Here is a 16,945-nt window from a genome sequence, read left to right as displayed (position 1 = left end):
CAGACGAGAGAAGGGTCCGGGATGGACGTGCGGAATCCGGTGAACACGGTGTGGTGGACCATTCGGCACCTGGTTCAGGGGGCGGTGGTCGGCGCCGTCCTCGTCGTCCTCGGGCTCGTCGTCGTGCTCGGCTCGGCGTTCCTCACGAGCAGCGACGTCCACCTGCCGGGAGTGATTTCAGCGTGGTCATCGACCGAGAACGGTCTGCCCGCTCTCGTCTTCGAGCCGTATCCTCTCGGTCTGCTCGTCGTCGTCATCGCCATCGCAGTCGTCTCGACTCGTCGAGGACTCGCCCGTCGTCGCCCGCGCCCCGCGGTCCTGGAGAGCTGACCGGATCAGCCGCTCTGCTCGGCCCCGGTGGAATCCGTACCGACCCTGGTTCCGCCGGACACTTCGTCGTCGCCGTCAGCGCTCCGCGGCGTAGCGGAACAGGTGCTTCTCCCGCACGAGGAGAGTCCCGGCCGCGCAGCCAGCGGCCGTCGCCGCCGAGGCCAGGACGAGCAGGCGGAGGCAGCCGTGCAGCAGGGCCGTCCGGTCGCCGGGGCTCTCGGGCAGAGCGAGAACGAGCACGCCGGCCGGGATCACAGCCCAGGCAGCGGCAAGCCAGAGCGCGTTCTCGGCCAGGAGTTGCACCAGCAAAGCCGATCGGCGGACGCCGACGTGGAGCGCCGAGGCCAGCTCGAGGCGACGGAGGCGTACGAGTACCGCTCCGAGCACGACTCCGAACACTGCCGCACTCGGCACCGCGAGAAGGGAAGGCCTGGCGCGGACCGCCTCGCCGACGTCGTAGGGCTCGCCCAGTCGGGAGTTCAGCCGGCTGACGGACGGCTTCTCGACCGGACTCGGAGCGACTGCGGTGAGGAGGAACGACGCCGTGGGTGACTGGACGAAGGGGACATCGAGCCAGCAGGCGTCGAACATCCCGTCCGCCGGAACGACGACGAGGACCGACCAGCCGAGTCCGGGCAGGCGGCCGTCGTCGGGGTAGTCGAAGATCCCCGCGACCGCGACGGGACCCGCCGTCGTCGCCACTGTCTGGCCGACGTCGCTGCCGAGGGCGACCGCGACCTCCCGGGAGAGGAGCAGACCGGCGATCGCGGGATCGACCCGGTGCGGCAGGAGGTCGACGAAGTGCGGCGTCACGTGTCGGCTGGGGACCGTCGTGGACGGCAGCGCCTCGAAGACGACCCCTCCGCCGTCCGACATCGCGCCCGCCGCTCCTGCCCCCGCCACTCCGGCGAGTCTCTCGCAGGCCCTGCCGGAAATGCCTCGCGTCGACGCCACCGTGCTGATCGTCGCTCCGGCGGAGTGGAACGCTCGGAACTCGGTCACGATCGACCTCACCGTCATCGCGTCGTAGAGGCAGAGCGCTCCGACGACGACGACGAACGACACCAGCGCGAGGATCGGCCTGCTCGTGCGGGCGGCCGTGCTGCGGAGCGCCTCGGTGAGGACGGACGAGAGCTGCACTAGGGCGCCAGCTCGATGGCCGTCTCGCAGGCGGCCGCAGCACGCGGATCGTGCGTCGCCACGACGACGATGCTCCCACCGCTCGAGACGTGGCCGAGCACCTCGATGACGGTCTCCGCACTCCTCGAGTCGAGCTGCGCGGTCGGCTCGTCGACGAGCAGCAGGTCGGGAGCGGAGGCGACCGCCCGCGCGAGCATGAGCCGCTGCGCCTCCCCGCCGGAGAGCCGCGCGAACGGCGTCGCGGCGCGCTCCTCCAGACCGAAGGTGCTGAGCAGGGCCTCGGCGTGGACCTGGGCCGACCACCGTCGCTCGCCCCTCGCCAGGAAAGGGAGGACGACATGGTCGAGTGCCGAGCGCCTCGCCGTGCCGTGCGGGTTCTGCAGCACCCGGCCCGTCCGCGCGACGCCGCAGGTCCGGACGGTTCCGAGCGAGGGCGCGAGTGATCCCGCCAGGATCCCGAGCAGCGTCGACTTCCCCGAGCCGGAAGGACCGGTCAGTGCATAGGTCCGCGCCGGCAGGAGGAGTCGGCTCACCGGAGCGAAGAGCGGTGCGCGGGCGTCGAACGAATGACTCACCGCCACCAGCTCGACGAAGGCCGCGCTGGAGTCGAGTGTCTCAGCGGACTGCCGATCCCGACTGTTCAGCATCCTCCCGTCCTCTCCGGGGCCGTGCTGATCCGCGCGGGTGGCTCGGGCGAGGCGAAGCGCACGAAGGACTTCCCGAGCTCGGACGCCACGACCTCGACGGCGACCGCCTCACCTCCGGCCAGCACGCAGCCGTGGCGCCCCTCGAGGGCGTAGATCGCGGCCGGAGGGACGGCCCAGGTCTCGATCGGCTCCGCCAGTTCGAGGGTCGCGTCGAGCACGACCGTGGCGGCGCCGCCTGCGGCGCTGCCGCTTGGGGCGCTTGCACTTCCTCCCGCGCTGGAGCCGACGGCCCGAACCGCCCGCTCGAACTCCGCCGACGACCGCAGCAGGCGGAGGTCCTCCGCGGACCGGATCGCTCCGAGACCATCCACGGTCAGTCGATGCTCGGCGACGAGTGCGATGCGCTCGCCGGGCAGGAGATCCGCCGGAACCGGATCGACCGCCGCCGCCGTCACCGGCGACTCCAGCTCGGCGATCACCGCGCCGGACTCCACCGTCGTGCCGAGCTCGACGGAGCAGCCCGCCGCTTGAGCCGTCGGGGATGGCAGCCAGATGAGGCTCTCCCTTGCGATGACGTCCGGCTCCGTCGCCGCACCCAGCTCGCGCAGCCGCGTGTCGACGAGCTTCACCGACGTCTGCCCGAGGACGCCGTCCGCCCGGACTGCGTGACCCAAGCGGCGGAGTTCGTTCTGGAGCGCGAGCACGTCGTCTCCGGTGTCGCCGACGCGGAGGTCCCGGTAGAGCGGCGTCACAGTGGCGATGCTGAGGAGCCGCGAGCCGTCGACCGCGAGCACGCTGCCCCAGGAGTCGATGGCGGTCCCGGGTACGCAGTCCAGCGCCGTGATCGTGCCGGAGCGCCGCACCTGCAGTTGCTCTCGTGCGCCCTGCTCGACCGCGATCTTCACGGCCCGCGCATCGACCGTCGACTGGGCGGTCGGCTCGAACTCCGCAGGAGCGGAGGTCGGGAACGCGACCGACGGCGGCACCTCCGGCGTCGCCGCCACGGTCAGAGCGATCGCGACGCCGGCGCCGGCGAGGACGACGGCCGCGAGGACGACGAGGCCGGGACCGCCTTTGTCACCCATGCTCGAAGAGCGAACGGATCGCGAGCAGTGGCCGGTCCCCGACTGTAAGCAGACGGCTCACGAGCCGACTCCCAGGGGATCGATTCGGCACCCCTGCAGCGCCAGCCGCCCCGCGGCCTCGTCGACGAAGGGGAAGTCATCGCCCGACGTGTCGTCCGCGTAGTCGCCCTTCGAGTACGAGGAGGGCACGACGCCGGAGCGGGCGAGGCACTCCACGATCAGCGTGGTCTCGTCAGCTCGATCCGGGTTGCGATGGGTCCAGCTGTAGAGGGCGCCGATCTCGGTCTCGCCCGAGCTCCGGGAGCAGCCCTTCACATCTTCGTTGGCGGCGTCGGCGTCCGTATCCGGAGCGAACGTCAGGTGGAACGACCCGTCGAGCGCGTACTCGTCGATGCCGTAGCCGAGATCCGCGACGCACCTGGTGAAGCGGTCGATCATCTCCGCGCGCTCCTCCTCCGATACGGAGCCGTCCTCGATGACGGACCGGGTGAAGTCGTCTGTCGCCCGTTCGTAGGAGGCGGCGAACTCCGAGGCCCACGGGCCGGTGAAAGCGGGGGCGTCCCGGGCGGGAGCAGTCCCGTTGGCTGACGGTCCGTCGGCCGCGCATCCGGTCAGGCCAAGCACCAGCACTGCGCCTCCTATGACAAGTCGTGTCGTCTTCGACATGAGGGGTGGACGACCTACTCGAGGACGTCGTAGTACGCCGTGTTGCCCGAAGCTCGCAGGGGCGACCAGTGCGCTACGGCGAGCGTCGAGGACGGCTGCCAACCGCTGTACGCGCAGCCGCCGTGACCGCAGGCCGTCGCCTTGTGGCTCTTTCCACTGTGCTGGTACTCGGAGTAGACCTGCCCGCCGCTTCCGTAGATGCCACCGGAGCGGGTTCCGTGATCCCAGACCCCGCCCTCGGAGGGACGCTCCGTCACGGCGGAGGCGCTGACCGCGCCGCCCGCGAGGATGCCTCCTGCCACGAGGGCGCCCACGACCATCGCCGTCGTCCTGCGTCGAATCATGTTTCTGCCTTCTCTCCAGCACCGTCGGTGCCATTTGTCGGATGGTGTTCTGAGAGCACCATACGCGTCTGGTCCACTCGGCAGGCAGATGGCGTGAGACGCAGTGACGGCGGGCGTGAGAACACGGACTACGCCGGCGCCCTCGGTCCGGCAACCGGAGCCGGCCCGACGCAGCAGGACGCCCACCCGAGCGATCCCGTCCCCGAAACGACAGAAGGCCCGCTCTCCCGAGCGGGCCTTCTGTGTGGTGGTGGATCCGAGGGGATTCGAACCCCTGACCTCTTCATTGCGAACGAAGCGCGCTACCAACTGCGCCACGGACCCGTGCCTTCCGAGCCGTCACCGGCCCGAACAACTCGTCCACACTAGCACGTGGCCGAGGGGGCGTCGGAACGCTCAGGCTCCGCGGCGGCGCTGCAGGGCCTGGTCGAGGTCGATCGCGTCGACGCCCTCGACGACGCCCATCGAGGCGAAGCGGGAGGACGGGCGGGGCGCCTCGGGGACGGGGACCGGGCCGGTCGCGCGGGGCGAGCGGATCGGCGCGACCTCGGGGGCCGCAGCAGCGGCGCGCTGGGCGATCTCGGCGTCCGCGGCGGCGGCGCGGAGGCGCTCCACGGCGTCGATCGAGGCCATGGCGCTGGCCGCGACGGTGCCGCGGGACAGGTAGAGGGGCTTGGGCAGCGGCTGCGGCGTCCAGCGGGTCTCCTCGGCAGCGGCGGCCTCCTCCTCGGGGGCGGCGTCCTCCTCGGCGAGCTCGGCCTCGAAGACCTCGGCGCGGCGGCGGGCCACCTCGGCGGTGCTGGTCGAGACCGCGGCGGGCGCGGCGCTGCGCTGCCGGCCCGGAGCGAGCAGGATCAGGGTGCCCAGACCCGCGGCCAGCAGCAGCACGCCGACCAGCGGTACGACGCCCGCACCGCCGAAGGGCAGCATGACCAGCCCGACGAGGGCGACGACGAGGCCGATCAGCACCGTCAGCGCCGCGCCCTGGCGCCAGCGCATCGCGCCGGGAGCCGTCCGCGTGCTCTGCCGCGTGCTCGCGGCCGCCCGCCGCAGCGCTTCGCGCGCCGCCTTCTCCGCCTGTGCCAGCTCCATCGCCTGTGCCTTCTCTTCGGCTCGTTGTTTGGTCTCGGTCGCCCGGAGGGTGCGCTGCTGCAGCGCGACCTCGCGGGCCGTCGCCTCCGCACGCACGTGCTCGGGCACCTCGGCGGTCTCGGCGAGGATCCGCAGGGTCTGCTGGAGCCTCACCGCGTTGCGCTCGGTCGCGTAGAACGACCGCCGGCGCATCCACGCGGGGATGAGATAGGCGACCCACAGAACGGCGGCGAGCGCCCAGACGACGCCCCCGCCCAGCCAGTCGCTACTCATGCGACCAACGCTAGGAGCACGGGACGCTCCCGTCCGTCATTACGGGTAGGTGTGTCCGTGCGGATCGCGGATCAATCGGCTCCCCGTCGGGGGGACACCGGCGCCGTCGGGCGGCCCCGAGAGGCCCGATCGGCGGGAGGCGCGCTGGTCGGCGTCGGTCGGCACGCCGACGTCGCTCGGCACCTGGCCCTCGAGGTAGCGGCGCAGGACACCGCGCGGCACCTCCTCCGCCACGAGGGCGAAGCAGAAGTGGTCGCGCCAGTCGCCGTTGATGTGGATGAACCGGCGGCGCAGGCCCTCGTAGCGAAAGCCGAGCTTCTCGACCACGCGCAGGCTCGGCCGGTTCTCGGGGCGGATGCAGATCTCGATCCGGTGCAGGCCGAGGTCGAAGAAGGCGTGGTCGGTGGCCAGCGCCACCGAGACGGGGGTGATGCCGCGGCCGGCGTAGCGCTCGGAGACCCAGTAGCCGATCGAGCCGGAGGAGAGGGAGCCGTAGCCGATGTTGGAGATGTTGAGCTGGCCGGCCAGCTCGCCGTCCCAGTCGATCAGGAACGGCACGCCGCCGCCGGCGCGCGCGTTCTGCTGCAGCGAGCGGATGCTGGCCCGGACGTCGAAGGCCGCGCCGCCGCGGGGGTCGGACGCCTCCCACTGCCGCAGCCAGGCGCGGTTCGCGATCAGCTCGCGCTCGAGGGGGCGGGCGTCCCGGACCCGGATCGGGCGGATGGTGACACGACCCTCGGTGAGCGTCGGTATCGGCAGCGGCATGTGCTGACCCTACTGCGCGGTCGCGACGGTCGAAGGGGGTGGACCGGAGCGCCGGAACGCGGCAGGGGCCGGAGCACGGGGGGCCGCCACTCCATGCTGGTCGAGTAGCCCCGGAAGGGGCGTATCGAGACCCACGTCCGTCAGAAGGGCGGGTCTGCAGGCTCAGCTGCAGGAGACGGTGGATCTCGATACGCCCGCTGCGCGGGCTACTCGATCAGCATGGAGGGGCCTGCCCGCTCATGAAGGGGCGGACCCGGCGGACTTCATGCTGGTCGAGTAGCGCCGCAGGCGCGTATCGAGACCCACGTCCGCCAGGAGGGCGAGTCTGCAGGCTCAGCTGCAGACGACGGTGGATCTCGATACGCCCGCTGCGCGGGCTACTCGATCAGCATGGAACGAACGCCCCGCTAGGCGGGCTGCTCGATCGGCATGTGCAGAACGCGAAGCGTGCCGTTCGAAGAGCAGCGCCCGCCCACGCGGGCTCCTCGCTCAGAGGCCCGCGACGAAGTCCTTCAGCCAGGGCTTGAGGTCGACGCCGAGGTCCTCGCGGTCGGAGGCGAGCTGCACGATGGCCTTGATGTAGTCGAGCTTGTCGCCGGTGTCGTAGCGACGGCCGCGGAAGACGACGCCGTAGACGCCGCCGAACTCGGCCGGGTCCTGCGCCATGCGCTCGAGGGCGTCGGTCAGCTGGATCTCGCCGCCCTTGCCGGGCGCGGTGTGCTCGAGCACGCCGAAGACGTCGGGCTTGAGGACGTAGCGGCCGATGATCGCGAGGTTCGAGGGCGCGTCCTCCTTGGAGGGCTTCTCGACGAGGCCGGTGATGCGCACCACGTCGTCCTCGTCGGTCGTCTCGACCGCGGCGCAGCCGTAGAGGTGGATCTGGTCGGGGTCGACCTCGAGGAGGGCGACGACCGTGGTGTCGCGCTGCTCCGCGACGTCGATCATGCGGGTGAGGAGCGGGTCGCGCGCGTCGATCAGGTCGTCACCGAGGAGGACGGCGAACGGCTCGTCGCCGACGTGGCGCTGAGCGCGCGAGACGGCGTGGCCGAGGCCCTTCGGCTCGCCCTGGCGGACGAAGTGCACGTCGGCGAGGTCGCTCGCGTACTGCACGTGCGCGAGCTTGGCGTCGTCCAGCTTCTTGGCGAGGTTCTGCTCGAGCTCGGGGACCGAGTCGAAGTGGTTGGCGAGCGCGTTCTTGTTGCGCCCGATGATGACAAGGACGTCCTGGAGTCCGGCGTCCGCGGCCTCCTCGACCACGTACTGGATCGCCGGCTTGTCGACGACCGGCAGCATCTCCTTGGGGATGGCCTTGGTCGCCGGCAGGAAGCGGGTGCCGAGACCGGCGGCGGGGATGACGGCTTTGCGGATACGAGTGCCCATGGGGCGCCATACTAGCGGCGGCCGTGGTCGGGCACGTTTCGGCCCCGAGAGGGGCTTGCCCACGGTGTACCCCGCTCGTGGACAGAGCCGCCGCAGGACTCCTCACGATCACGATCCGGCACTCCCCACGATCGCGATCCCGGCCGCGAAGGCCGTCCGACACCCCCGATCTAGACTGGGCCCCATGCCAGCCGACATCACCCACGAGAAGCGGGCGCTGCGCGCCGAGCTCCGTGAGCGCCGACGCACGCAGACCGCGACCGCCCGCGAGCAGGCCACCCTGCACCTCACCGAGCACCTCGAGGAGCTGGCGACCCGGGTCGGCGCGCGGTCGATCGCCTGCTACCTCTCGGCTCCGGACGAGCCGAGCACCCGCCCGTTCCTCGGCTGGGCCGAGAGCCGCGGGATCCGGGTCCTCTTCCCCATCTCCCGCCAGGACGGCCTGCTCGACTGGGCGGTCGGCGACGGCCACACCGAGACGCAGGGCCTGTTCGGCATGCCCGAGCCGGTCGGGCAGCTGCTCGGCCCCATCGCGATCAACGACGTCGACCTGATCATCGTCCCCGCCGCCACCGTCGACCGCTCGGGCATGCGGATGGGCTGGGGCCGCGGCTACTTCGACAAGACGCTCGGCTCGATGGAGAAGTGCCCGCCGGTCTACGCCGTGGTCTTCGACAGCGAGTTCGTCGAGCACGTGCCCAGCGAGGTGCACGACCAGGCGGTCGACGGCGTCGTCACCCCCTCGGGCATCGTCGACATCCCGCGCTGACCCGCTCCCCTCTTCCCCCACTCCCCCGCCGCCACCCGCCTCAGGAGCACCAGTGCCCACCTACTCCTACCGCTGCACCCAGTGCGGCAACGCCTTCGACATCCAGCAGAAGTTCACCGACGACACCCTCACGGAGTGCCCGAGCTGCCAGGGCGCGCTGCGCAAGGTCTTCAGCGCGGTCGGCGTGACCTTCAACGGCTCGGGCTTCTACCGGACCGACTCGCGCGCCTCGGGGTCCGGGTCCGGCTCCGGCTCGAAGGAGTCGAAGGGCGAGTCGGGCGGAGGGTCGTCCACTCCCGCCTCGACCGGCTCGGGCTCCGGCGGATCGTCCTCGGGCGGCTCCGGCTCGTCGTCGGGCTCCTCCGGGTCGGGATCCTCCGGCTCCGGCTCCTCGGGGTCGGGCTCCGGCTCCGGCTCCTCGGGCTCCTCCTCCTCCTCCAAGGCCTCGTCCTCCGGGTCGGGGTCCTCCTCCTCCTAGGGCCGCCGCTCCCCCGGGAGCGAGCCCGCCTCCGCGCACCTCACTCCGCCCGCCGGCAGAAACGGAACAGATCATGATCAACGGCTTCAAAGAGTTCATCCTCCGCGGCAACGTCATCGACCTGGCGGTCGCCGTGGTCATCGGCGCCGCGTTCACCACGATCGTCAACGCCATCGTCACCGGGATCTTCAACCCGATCATCGGCGTCATCTTCGACGCCTCCTCCCTCGAGACGCTCGTCTGGACGATCCGTCCCGAGGGCAACGGCCAGGAGGCGTCGGTCATCGCCTGGGGCGCCGTCCTCTCCGCCCTGATCCAGTTCGTCATCGTCGCGTTCGTGCTCTACTTCGCGTTCGTGCTGCCGATCAACCACCTCAAGAACGCCGCGTTCAAGAAGAAGATGGACGACGCCCCGGCTGCCGAGGACAAGGCGCCGACCGAGCTCGAGCTGCTCGCCGACATCCGCGACCTGCTCGCCAACGGCGGCACCGCGACCACCGCGAACTCCGGCAAGCACGTCGACTGACCAGCAATGACGGCGGAGGGGGGGCGGCGATCGCGAGGTCGCCGCCCCCCTCGCCGCGTCCGGCGATGTCCCCGGAGCGCACTCCCGCGGCGTCCGCCGTGTCAATTCTTGTTAACGGTAACAAAGTGCTCGCGTGTCGCCCTCGCGAGCATTTAGTGTGTGGTTCCTCACCACCCGTGCGACGGAGCACCGGCACCCTCACCCCGAGGGCCCGCGGCCTCGTCGCCCTCTCGACGACGAGGAATCCTGCATGAGACGATCACGATCGACGTTGCGGACCGCTCTGGCGACCACGACGATCGCAGCCACCGCGCTGCTCGGAGCCGCCCTCCCGGTCTCCGCCTCCGGAGCGACGGCCCAGCCGCTGCTCCACTACAGCTTCGACACCGCGCCGACCGGCACGACCGTCGCCGACACCAGCGGCAACGGCTACAACGGCACCCTGCGCGGCAGCGGCGCCACCGTCGCTGCGGGCGCTCTGAGCCTGCCGGGCGGCTCCGCCGCCGCGGCCCCCTACGTCGACATCCCGACGGCGGGCCTGGTCGGCAAGAAGGACCTCACGGTCTCCACCTGGCTGTCGAACCGGACCGGACCCGCGAACACCGCGGCCGCGTTCCTCGGCGCCCCGGTCGCGGCCGGCGCGTCCTTCTCCTCCGGCTACTACCTGCTCAACCCGACGAACCCGGCCGGCTTCGTCAAGTCGGTCGTCACCAATGCGACCAACGCCGGCGCCCCGTGGGGAACCGAGGTCGGCCCCGGCTCGACGAACGCCGCCACGACCGGCCTGCGCACCCCCGCCGGCTACTCGCTCTACACGACGGTCATCGACGGCACCAACGGGACGCTCTCGGTCTACGTCAACGGCACCCGGATCGGCCAGAACGCGATCACGCGCAACGTCTCGTCCTTCGGGACCTCGCTGGTCGGCTACCTCGGCCGCTCGACCTACAACGACGCCGGCTGGAACGGCCTCGTCGACGACTTCGCGGTCTACGACAGCGCGCTCACCGCCGACGCCGTCACCGCGCTCTACTCGTCGCAGGCGATCGACCGCGCCGTCGCCTCCGTCAGCATCCCGACGACCGCGACCGCCGACTTCGCGCTGCCCACCAGCAGCGCCGGCGTCGCCGTGACCTGGCGCTCGAGCAGCGCGGCCATCGCCGTCTCCGGAGGCAGCGCCGTCGTGACACGACCGGCCGCCGGCTCCCCCGACGCCGCCGTGACGCTCACCGCCACCTTCACCTCCGGCAGCGAGACGCGCACCGTCGACTACCCGGTGCTCGTCACCGCGCAGCTCGCCGACGCCGACAAGGTCCAGCGCGACCTCGACGCCGTGACCGTCGCTCAGGCCGGCGACGTCCGCACCAACATCTCGGTCCCGGCGCACGGCGCCCTCGGCTCGAGCATCGCCTGGAGCGTCGTCGGCTCGAGCGCCGCGACGATCCGCGACGGCAGCACCGCCGACAGCCGCACGATCGTCGTCGAGCGCCCCGCCGCGGGCAGCCCGGCCGTCGACGTGACGGTCCGCGCGACAGCCACCAGCGGATCGGTGACGCGCACCCGCGACTTCACCCTCCGCCTCCAGCCGCTGCCCACGGGCACGGACGACACCGAGGCCTACGTCTGGGCCTTCTTCACCGGGGAGGGCGCCGGCGCCGAGCGCGTCAGCCTCGCCGCCTCGAAGGGGAACGACGCCCTCGACTGGAACACGCTGAACGGCGGACAGCCCGTCTTCACCTCCGACCAGGGCACCAAGGGCCTGCGCGACCCGTTCATCCTCCGCTCGCACGAGGGCGACAAGTTCTTCATGCTCGCGACGGACCTGAAGATCGACGGCCTGGCCGGCGGCTTCGACACCGCGCAGAAGTCGGGCTCGAAGTACATCGAGGTCTGGGAGTCGACCGACCTGGTGAACTGGTCGGCGCAGCGCCACGTGAAGGTCTCGACCGACTTCGCCGGCAACACCTGGGCACCCGAGGCGCACTGGGACGACGAGCTCGACACCTACGTCGTCTTCTGGGCCTCGAACATGTACCCGACGACGAACGCGGCCGACCGCACCGCCGTCACCTACAACCAGATGATGTACGCGACCACCGACGACTTCGTCACCTTCTCGGAGGCGAAGCCGTGGATCGACGTCAAGCGCGGCACCGGCCGCGGCACGATCGACTCGACCATCGCGAAGGACGGCGACACCTACTACCGCTTCACGAAGGACGAGGCGTCGATGACGCTGCGCGAGGAGAAGAGCACCGACCTGCTCGCCACGATCAGCGGCTCGCTGCCCGGCAGCTCCGGACCCGCGGACGAGTGGACCCTGGTCAAGGAGCGCGTCGCCTCCGGCCTGCCCAACGGCGAGCCGAACGGCACCTTCACCAGCGGTGAGGGCCCGAACGTCTTCCCCGCGAACGAGGGCGACGTGAACGGCCTCGACTGGTTCCTCTTCATCGACCAGCCGGACTACCACGCGGGACCGAACCACTACATCCCGTTCGGCACCGACGACCTGGCCGCCGACGCCTGGCAGCCGCTCGGAGCGAAGCTGCGGGAGAACCTGCCGCAGAACTCCGACGGCGGCAAGCCCCGCCACGGCACGGTCATCCCGGTGACCCGCGCCGAGTACCAGCGCATGCTCGAGGCGTACGCCCCGGCCATCGCCGTCACCTCGGTCGCTCCGATCGCGGTCTCGACCGCGGCCGGCGTCGCGCCGGTGCTGCCCAGCGCGGAGCTCACGACGGCCGACGGCGCGAAGCGCACCGTCGCCGTGACCTGGGACGCCGTCGCTCCGGCCTCCTACGCCGCCGCCGGCACCTTCACGGTGCGGGGAGTGGCGCAGGACGACTCGCGGATGCCGGTGACCGCCACGGTCACCGTGCAGTCCTCGCTGAAGCTGACGGCCGCGGCGACCACCCGCTGCGTCGCCGGCAAGGTCGTGCTGACGGTCGTCGCGACCAACGGCGACACCGTCCCGATGGACGTCACGGTCACCTCGACGGCGGGCACGAAGTCCTTCGCCGGCGTCAAGGCGGGCTCGAACGCCTCCGCCGCCTTCACCGTCCGGGCCGCCCAGCTCGCGGCCGGCGAGGCGACGGTGACGGCGACCGCCTCCGTCGGCGGCAAGTCCGTCACCTCGACGGTCAAGGCCCCCTACGCGGCCCGCACCTGCGGCTGACCCGCTACCGCGACGACGACGGCCCATCGTGCTCCGGCACGGTGGGCCGCCGTCGTCCGCGGCCCGCGAGATGCCACTTGTGCGCGCGACACGCCGTGAAAAGCGTGCACAAGTGGCATCTCGCGGGAGGGGTCAGTAGTGCGGGGGGACGTCCTGGCGGAGGCGGGCGTCGTTCGGGCCCGTGTCGGGGCGCGCGGGCGCGGCGTCGGGGTCGGGGACGACGGCGTCGTGCGGGGACGGGTCGGTGCCCGGCTTCGCGGGCAGGGTCGCCCGCCGGCCGCCGCGCGAGCGCCGGAGCGGTCGGTCGGCGCCGGCGGGCGCGGCGGCCCGGGAGTCCTCGGGCACGCTCAGTCGGCGGGCAGGGGCGTGATCGGCTGCGTCTCGTTCGACGCCGGGGCGGCGTCCTCGACGATCGGCGCGCCGGCGCCCACCGGCACCTCGATCGGACCGGTCGACGTCTCGTCCTGCGGGGCGCCGATCAGCCCGGCGACCCGCGCGGCCACGGCCTCGGGGTCGGCGAACAGCTCGAAGTTGTGCACGCGGAGGTAGTGCCAGCCGAGGCGGCGCAGCAGCTCCGGGCGCAGCCGCAGCGAGACCCGGAGGCTCTGCGTGCTGACGTCGCGGTCGGTCTCGACGACCACGGCGCGGGTGCCGTGCGCCGCGACCAGTGCGAGCTTGCCCTTGTGCCCGATGTTCACGCGAAGACCGCGGCGCTCGAGACGCGCGGCCAGGTCGACGAGCATCGGCTCGGAGTAGTCGTCGCGGTCGCTCGGCTGGACGCGGTCCTCCGCCTCCTGGAGCACCTGGGCGAGCGCGACCATGCCGTAGCGCATCCGCGACTCGTCGATGTCGCCGGGGCGGAAGCAGGAGACGATGTCCATCGAGCGGCGGGCGCGGGTCATGCCGACGGCGAGCAGGCGCTCTCCGCCCGGCTCTGCCAGCGCACCGAAGTTGGAGAGCAGGCGCCCGTGCGGGGTGCGGCCGTAGCCGATCGAGAAGATGACCCGGTCGCGGCTCTGCGCGACCGACTGCTCGAGCGTCACCACCGCGAACGGCTCGGGCCGGTCGCCGAGGATGAAGTCGTTGAGATCCGCGCGCTTGGCGAACGCGGTGAGCACGGCCTGCTGCACCCGGACGGCGTGCCGCGGGCTCGCGGTGATCACCATCAGCGACTCGCGCGGACGGATGACCGCGTGCTCGAGCACCAGCTCGACCACCTTCGCGACCTCGGCGTCGACGGACTCGACCGCTCCGGAGTCGTTCTCCGGCATGCCGTGTCCGCTGGCGATGTAGTGGAAGCGGAGCGAGTCGTGCCCGAGGAACGAGCCGGCCCACGGCAGCGAGTCGATCCGGCCGCCGTAGAAGCGTCGGTTCACCAGCTCGGCGAGGTCCTCGCCGCCCGCGCGGTAGCTGCGGGTGAGCGTGACGGTGTTGAGCAGCTCGCCGAGCCGGGCCAGCGCCGACTGCGCGTGCAGGGCCTCGACGTCGGTGCGCGAGGCGGCGCTGCCGAACTCGACGGTCTCGTCAACGCGCAGCGAGAACGGCGTCGGCGTCTGCGTCACCGGGTCGCCGAACGCGACGACCTGCTTGGCGCGGCGGATCGCTCCGACGTTCTCGGCGAGCGTCGTGGCGCCGGCGTCGACGAGGAAGACCGCGTCGAAGGTGGTCTCGGTGCCGATGCGGTGCACCTCGTAGGGCGAGGCGAGCCAGGCCGGAGCGAGCACCCGCGAGAGGTGCGGCGCCGCCTTCTGCAGCTCCTGCGGCGTGGTCGACGCCTCGGAGCGCAGGAGCGCGCGCAGAGCGTCGCGCTCGAGCTGCCAGTCGACGAGCCCGATCTTCCAGGTCTCCGAGAGCTTCCAGGCCAGCAGCTCGGCACTGGAAGCGGCGTGCGCCTCGTCCACGAGCTTGAAGTCCGCCTCGAGCCGGTCGAGCACGCTGGTGTTGCCGCCGAGCAGGGCGCGCTCGTCGGTCAGCATGATCTCGAGCGCCGAGCGCCACCAGGCGAGGTCGAGCTCGATCGCGACCAGCTCGGCCGGCACGTGGCGGCGCGAGAGGTCGGTCAGCAGCGGGTCCAGGCCCCACTCGCGCAGCGTCGAGAGCAGCGTCGTGCGCTCCTGCAGGTTGGCGAGCACCTCGCTGTCCTCGGCGAGCCCGGAGACCATCGAGACGAGCTCGGCGAGCGGGAGGGACGCGAGCGGCGTGCTGCTCCCGCGACGGCCGAGCGGCTCGTCGAGCCGGCCGAGCTGGTCGGACACCTGCTGGAACGCGACCTGCACGTCGGCGACGCCGACCGGCACCTCGGGGACGGTGCCCGCGACGGCGTAGCGCTGCCAGAGCGTGCGCTGCTGCTGCACACGGCGCAGCGACGCGTTGAGGTCGGTGACGTGCGCGCCGGGCCGCATGTACTCGCGAGCGAGCTTCTTCAGGCGGCGGCGGTTCGTCGACGACATCTCGGCGGCCTCGCGGCGCGGCGAGGTGGCCACGATGAGGTCCTGGATCGAGCGGTCGAAGACGGCCGGCTGGAACTTGTCGAGCGTCTCGCGGACGTCCTGCAGCAGGCGCAGGTAGATGCCGAGCTCGGCGACCGACTCGAACGGGCGCATGCGCGTCTGCGCGATGACGTCCTGGGCACGGTCGAGCAGGCGCGGCAGATCGCGCAGGTGCAGGCGCTTGGCCAGCTCGTGCGCGGCCTCGGCGTCGGCGGTGGAGTCGAACTGCGCGCCGTACCAGGGCGAGTCGCCCGGTCCGTAGCGGAACTCGCCGAGGCGGGCCGACTCGATCAGCATCCGGGTCGCCTCGGGGCGGCTGTGCGCGAGGGCGGTGACGGCGCGGCGGTCGAGGCGGGCGGCGGTGGACGGGGGCGTGCGCAGCTGCGAGAGGCGCGCCAGCTCCTCGAGGGCCTGCAGCGCGGAGACGCCGAAGCTGGGGTCGCGGCGCGAGAGGGCGCCGCGGTAGTCGAGCAGCACCTTGCGCAGGCGCAGCAGCGCGTCGTCGATCTCGCTGACGGAGGGGCGCGCGGCCTTCTCGTTGCGGCCGATCGACTGGATCAGGTCGCGGCGGAGCGTGCGCGGGCTGACGGCGATGCCGCCGAGCCCGGCGGACAGCAGGCGCTGGTGGATGCTGTCGAGGCTCGAGCGGCGGGCGCCGACGACGAGGACGCGCTTGTGCTGGGCGGCGAGCGCGCCGATCGCGTTGACGATCGTCTGAGTGCCGCCGGTGCCGGGCAGGGTCTTCACGACGAGCGAGTTGCCGGCCGCGATGTTCGCGATGACCTGCTCCTGCTCGGCGTCGGCGTCGAGGAGGAGGTTGTCGGTCGCCGGCGGACGCTCGTCCTGCGGGATGATCGACGCCACCTTCTGCGACTGCTGCAGCGCGCGCTTGGCGGCCGGGTTGCCGGCGACCGCGTCCAGGACGGGGTGCTCGAGCATCCGGGCGTCGCGGAGCATGTCGCCGGCGACGTCGGCGAAGCTCGAGACCACCAGGCGCGGGTGCACGGCGAACCAGGGCAGGTGCGAGGTGAGTCCGCGCAGCTGGTCGATGACCGGCTGCGGCTTGAAGACGCCGCTCTGCACCGCGAGCTCGACGAACTGCTCGGGGTCGATCGTGATGCCGAACTGCTGCTTGAGCGCGCGGGCGAGCTGCGGGTTGAAGTAGGGCTGGCCCTTGAGCTTGAGCTCGAAGTCGCGGCCGTAGCGGCGGATCGCGAGCGGGCGCAGCAGGACGGGGGCGGTGAACTCCGTCTCGCCGGCGCGCCACTGGGCGAGGCCGATCGCGAGGTGCACGCCCTCGATGCCGCGGACCGAGCGCAGCTCGATCCCCTTGTCGGTGATGGCGGCGGCGGCGTTCTTCGCGGTGCGCAGCGCCAGCTCGTCGCGGATGAGGGAGGAGAGCAGGGTCGTCTTGCCCGAGATGAACGGGGGCAGCCCGCCCGGGTGCGTGGTGGACAGCTCGATGCGGGTGCGCGGGGAGTCGACGAAGTGCAGGAGCGGCGAGGGGCCGCCGACCTTGGCGAGCTCCTCCCGCCAGGACTGCCAGACCGGGTCGGCCGCGTTGCCGCCCTGGTAGCCGGCCTCGCCGCTCGTCACCTGGACGGGCGTGGTGGCGTTGGAGGGGAGCTGGAGGGCGGACGCCTCGCGCGGGTCACCGGACTCGGGGGAGGTCGCCACCGGTCCGGCTCCTGGGAAATCGTCGACACGTTGCACACGGACACCCTAAGCCGGGGATCTGCGAAAGGCCGTAGCGACTCGGATCGGCCGGACGACCGAGGCGTCACCC

At 71.9% G+C, this 16,945-nt stretch carries 15 protein-coding genes and 1 tRNA gene; 5 read left to right on the top strand and 11 right to left on the bottom strand.

The window, feature by feature from the left end; all coding sequences use genetic code 11:
- Window positions 1–21: 21 nt before the first annotated feature.
- Window positions 22–330, top strand: coding sequence for a hypothetical protein (locus EDF17_RS03825; protein WP_123445243.1), 309 nt, complete (start codon window positions 22–24; stop codon window positions 328–330).
- Between the two features lie 75 nt (window positions 331–405).
- On the opposite strand, the gene EDF17_RS03820 is transcribed toward EDF17_RS03825, so the two are convergent.
- The 9 genes from EDF17_RS03820 to galU form a co-directional block, all read right to left on the bottom strand.
- The gene (locus tag EDF17_RS03820) at window positions 406–1,470 is read right to left on the bottom strand and encodes a hypothetical protein (protein ID WP_123445242.1); all 1,065 of its coding nucleotides are present in this window, start codon (window positions 1,468–1,470) and stop codon (window positions 406–408) included.
- Complete coding sequence (locus tag EDF17_RS03815; protein ID WP_123445241.1) at window positions 1,470–2,117, bottom strand: ATP-binding cassette domain-containing protein; 648 nt, start codon at window positions 2,115–2,117, stop codon at window positions 1,470–1,472. Before EDF17_RS03815 ends, EDF17_RS03820 begins: the two co-directional genes overlap by 1 nt.
- Window positions 2,111–3,202 (bottom strand): hypothetical protein, encoded by a 1,092-nt coding sequence (locus EDF17_RS03810; protein WP_123445240.1) that lies wholly within the window; start codon window positions 3,200–3,202, stop codon window positions 2,111–2,113. Before EDF17_RS03810 ends, EDF17_RS03815 begins: the two co-directional genes overlap by 7 nt.
- Window positions 3,203–3,259: 57 nt before the next feature.
- Window positions 3,260–3,868: a hypothetical protein gene (locus EDF17_RS03805; protein ID WP_133671874.1), complete on the bottom strand. Its 609-nt coding sequence runs from the start codon at window positions 3,866–3,868 to the stop codon at window positions 3,260–3,262.
- A gap of 14 nt (window positions 3,869–3,882) precedes the next feature.
- Window positions 3,883–4,212, bottom strand: a complete 330-nt coding sequence (locus EDF17_RS03800) for a lactococcin 972 family bacteriocin (RefSeq protein ID WP_123445238.1) — start codon at window positions 4,210–4,212, stop codon at window positions 3,883–3,885.
- Window positions 4,213–4,460: 248 nt separating this feature from the next.
- Window positions 4,461–4,536: transfer RNA gene (locus tag EDF17_RS03795), tRNA-Ala, on the bottom strand.
- 72 nt (window positions 4,537–4,608) lie between these two features.
- Window positions 4,609–5,577 (bottom strand): hypothetical protein, encoded by a 969-nt coding sequence (locus tag EDF17_RS03790; RefSeq protein ID WP_123445237.1) that lies wholly within the window; start codon window positions 5,575–5,577, stop codon window positions 4,609–4,611.
- A gap of 39 nt (window positions 5,578–5,616) precedes the next feature.
- Complete coding sequence (locus EDF17_RS03785) at window positions 5,617–6,342, bottom strand: GNAT family protein (RefSeq protein ID WP_123445236.1); 726 nt, start codon at window positions 6,340–6,342, stop codon at window positions 5,617–5,619.
- A 489-nt stretch (window positions 6,343–6,831) separates the two neighbouring features.
- A complete protein-coding gene (galU, locus tag EDF17_RS03775; RefSeq protein WP_123445235.1) occupies window positions 6,832–7,722 on the bottom strand; it encodes a UTP--glucose-1-phosphate uridylyltransferase GalU in 891 nt (296 codons plus the stop codon).
- 184 nt (window positions 7,723–7,906) lie between these two features.
- Between galU and EDF17_RS03770 the strand changes: the two genes are divergently transcribed.
- The 4 genes from EDF17_RS03770 (at window position 7,907) to EDF17_RS03755 (ending at window position 12,670) form a co-directional block, all read left to right on the top strand.
- Window positions 7,907–8,491: a 5-formyltetrahydrofolate cyclo-ligase gene (locus EDF17_RS03770; RefSeq protein WP_123445234.1), complete on the top strand. Its 585-nt coding sequence runs from the start codon at window positions 7,907–7,909 to the stop codon at window positions 8,489–8,491.
- 52 nt (window positions 8,492–8,543) lie between these two features.
- On the top strand, window positions 8,544–8,969 hold the full coding sequence (locus EDF17_RS03765) for an FmdB family zinc ribbon protein (protein ID WP_123445233.1): 426 nt from the start codon (window positions 8,544–8,546) through the stop codon (window positions 8,967–8,969).
- Between the two features lie 73 nt (window positions 8,970–9,042).
- Entirely contained in the window at window positions 9,043–9,495 is a 453-nt protein-coding gene (mscL, locus tag EDF17_RS03760; protein ID WP_185019944.1) for a large conductance mechanosensitive channel protein MscL, read from the top strand.
- Window positions 9,496–9,745: 250 nt separating this feature from the next.
- Window positions 9,746–12,670: an immunoglobulin-like domain-containing protein gene (locus tag EDF17_RS03755; protein WP_123445232.1), complete on the top strand. Its 2,925-nt coding sequence runs from the start codon at window positions 9,746–9,748 to the stop codon at window positions 12,668–12,670.
- 132 nt (window positions 12,671–12,802) lie between these two features.
- On the opposite strand, the gene EDF17_RS03750 is transcribed toward EDF17_RS03755, so the two are convergent.
- Together EDF17_RS03750 and EDF17_RS03745 are read right to left on the bottom strand one after the other, a co-directional pair.
- Window positions 12,803–13,015: a hypothetical protein gene (locus EDF17_RS03750; protein WP_123445231.1), complete on the bottom strand. Its 213-nt coding sequence runs from the start codon at window positions 13,013–13,015 to the stop codon at window positions 12,803–12,805.
- A gap of 2 nt (window positions 13,016–13,017) precedes the next feature.
- The gene (locus EDF17_RS03745) at window positions 13,018–16,755 is read right to left on the bottom strand and encodes an AAA family ATPase (RefSeq protein WP_243587266.1); all 3,738 of its coding nucleotides are present in this window, start codon (window positions 16,753–16,755) and stop codon (window positions 13,018–13,020) included.
- Between the last annotated feature and the right edge of the window lie 190 nt (window positions 16,756–16,945).

It is taken from the genome of Rathayibacter sp. PhB1 (genome assembly GCF_004362935.1).
GTDB classification, from domain to species: domain Bacteria; phylum Actinomycetota; class Actinomycetes; order Actinomycetales; family Microbacteriaceae; genus Rathayibacter; species Rathayibacter festucae.
Note: the sequence above shows the minus strand (reverse complement) of the source record. Positions and strands in the feature narration are given on the sequence as shown.

Coding starts and splice junctions, on each gene's coding strand:
- mscL (WP_185019944.1), top strand. CDS start 9,043: ATGATCAACGGCTTCAAAGAGTTCATCCTCCGCGGCAACGTCATCGAC.
- EDF17_RS03810 (WP_123445240.1), bottom strand. CDS start 3,202: ATGGGTGACAAAGGCGGTCCCGGCCTCGTCGTCCTCGCGGCCGTCGTC.
- galU (WP_123445235.1), bottom strand. CDS start 7,722: ATGGGCACTCGTATCCGCAAAGCCGTCATCCCCGCCGCCGGTCTCGGC.
- EDF17_RS03815 (WP_123445241.1), bottom strand. CDS start 2,117: ATGCTGAACAGTCGGGATCGGCAGTCCGCTGAGACACTCGACTCCAGC.
- EDF17_RS03800 (WP_123445238.1), bottom strand. CDS start 4,212: ATGATTCGACGCAGGACGACGGCGATGGTCGTGGGCGCCCTCGTGGCA.
- EDF17_RS03755 (WP_123445232.1), top strand. CDS start 9,746: ATGAGACGATCACGATCGACGTTGCGGACCGCTCTGGCGACCACGACG.
- EDF17_RS03785 (WP_123445236.1), bottom strand. CDS start 6,342: ATGCCGCTGCCGATACCGACGCTCACCGAGGGTCGTGTCACCATCCGC.
- EDF17_RS03790 (WP_123445237.1), bottom strand. CDS start 5,577: ATGAGTAGCGACTGGCTGGGCGGGGGCGTCGTCTGGGCGCTCGCCGCC.
- EDF17_RS03805 (WP_133671874.1), bottom strand. CDS start 3,868: ATGTCGAAGACGACACGACTTGTCATAGGAGGCGCAGTGCTGGTGCTT.
- EDF17_RS03770 (WP_123445234.1), top strand. CDS start 7,907: ATGCCAGCCGACATCACCCACGAGAAGCGGGCGCTGCGCGCCGAGCTC.
- EDF17_RS03825 (WP_123445243.1), top strand. CDS start 22: ATGGACGTGCGGAATCCGGTGAACACGGTGTGGTGGACCATTCGGCAC.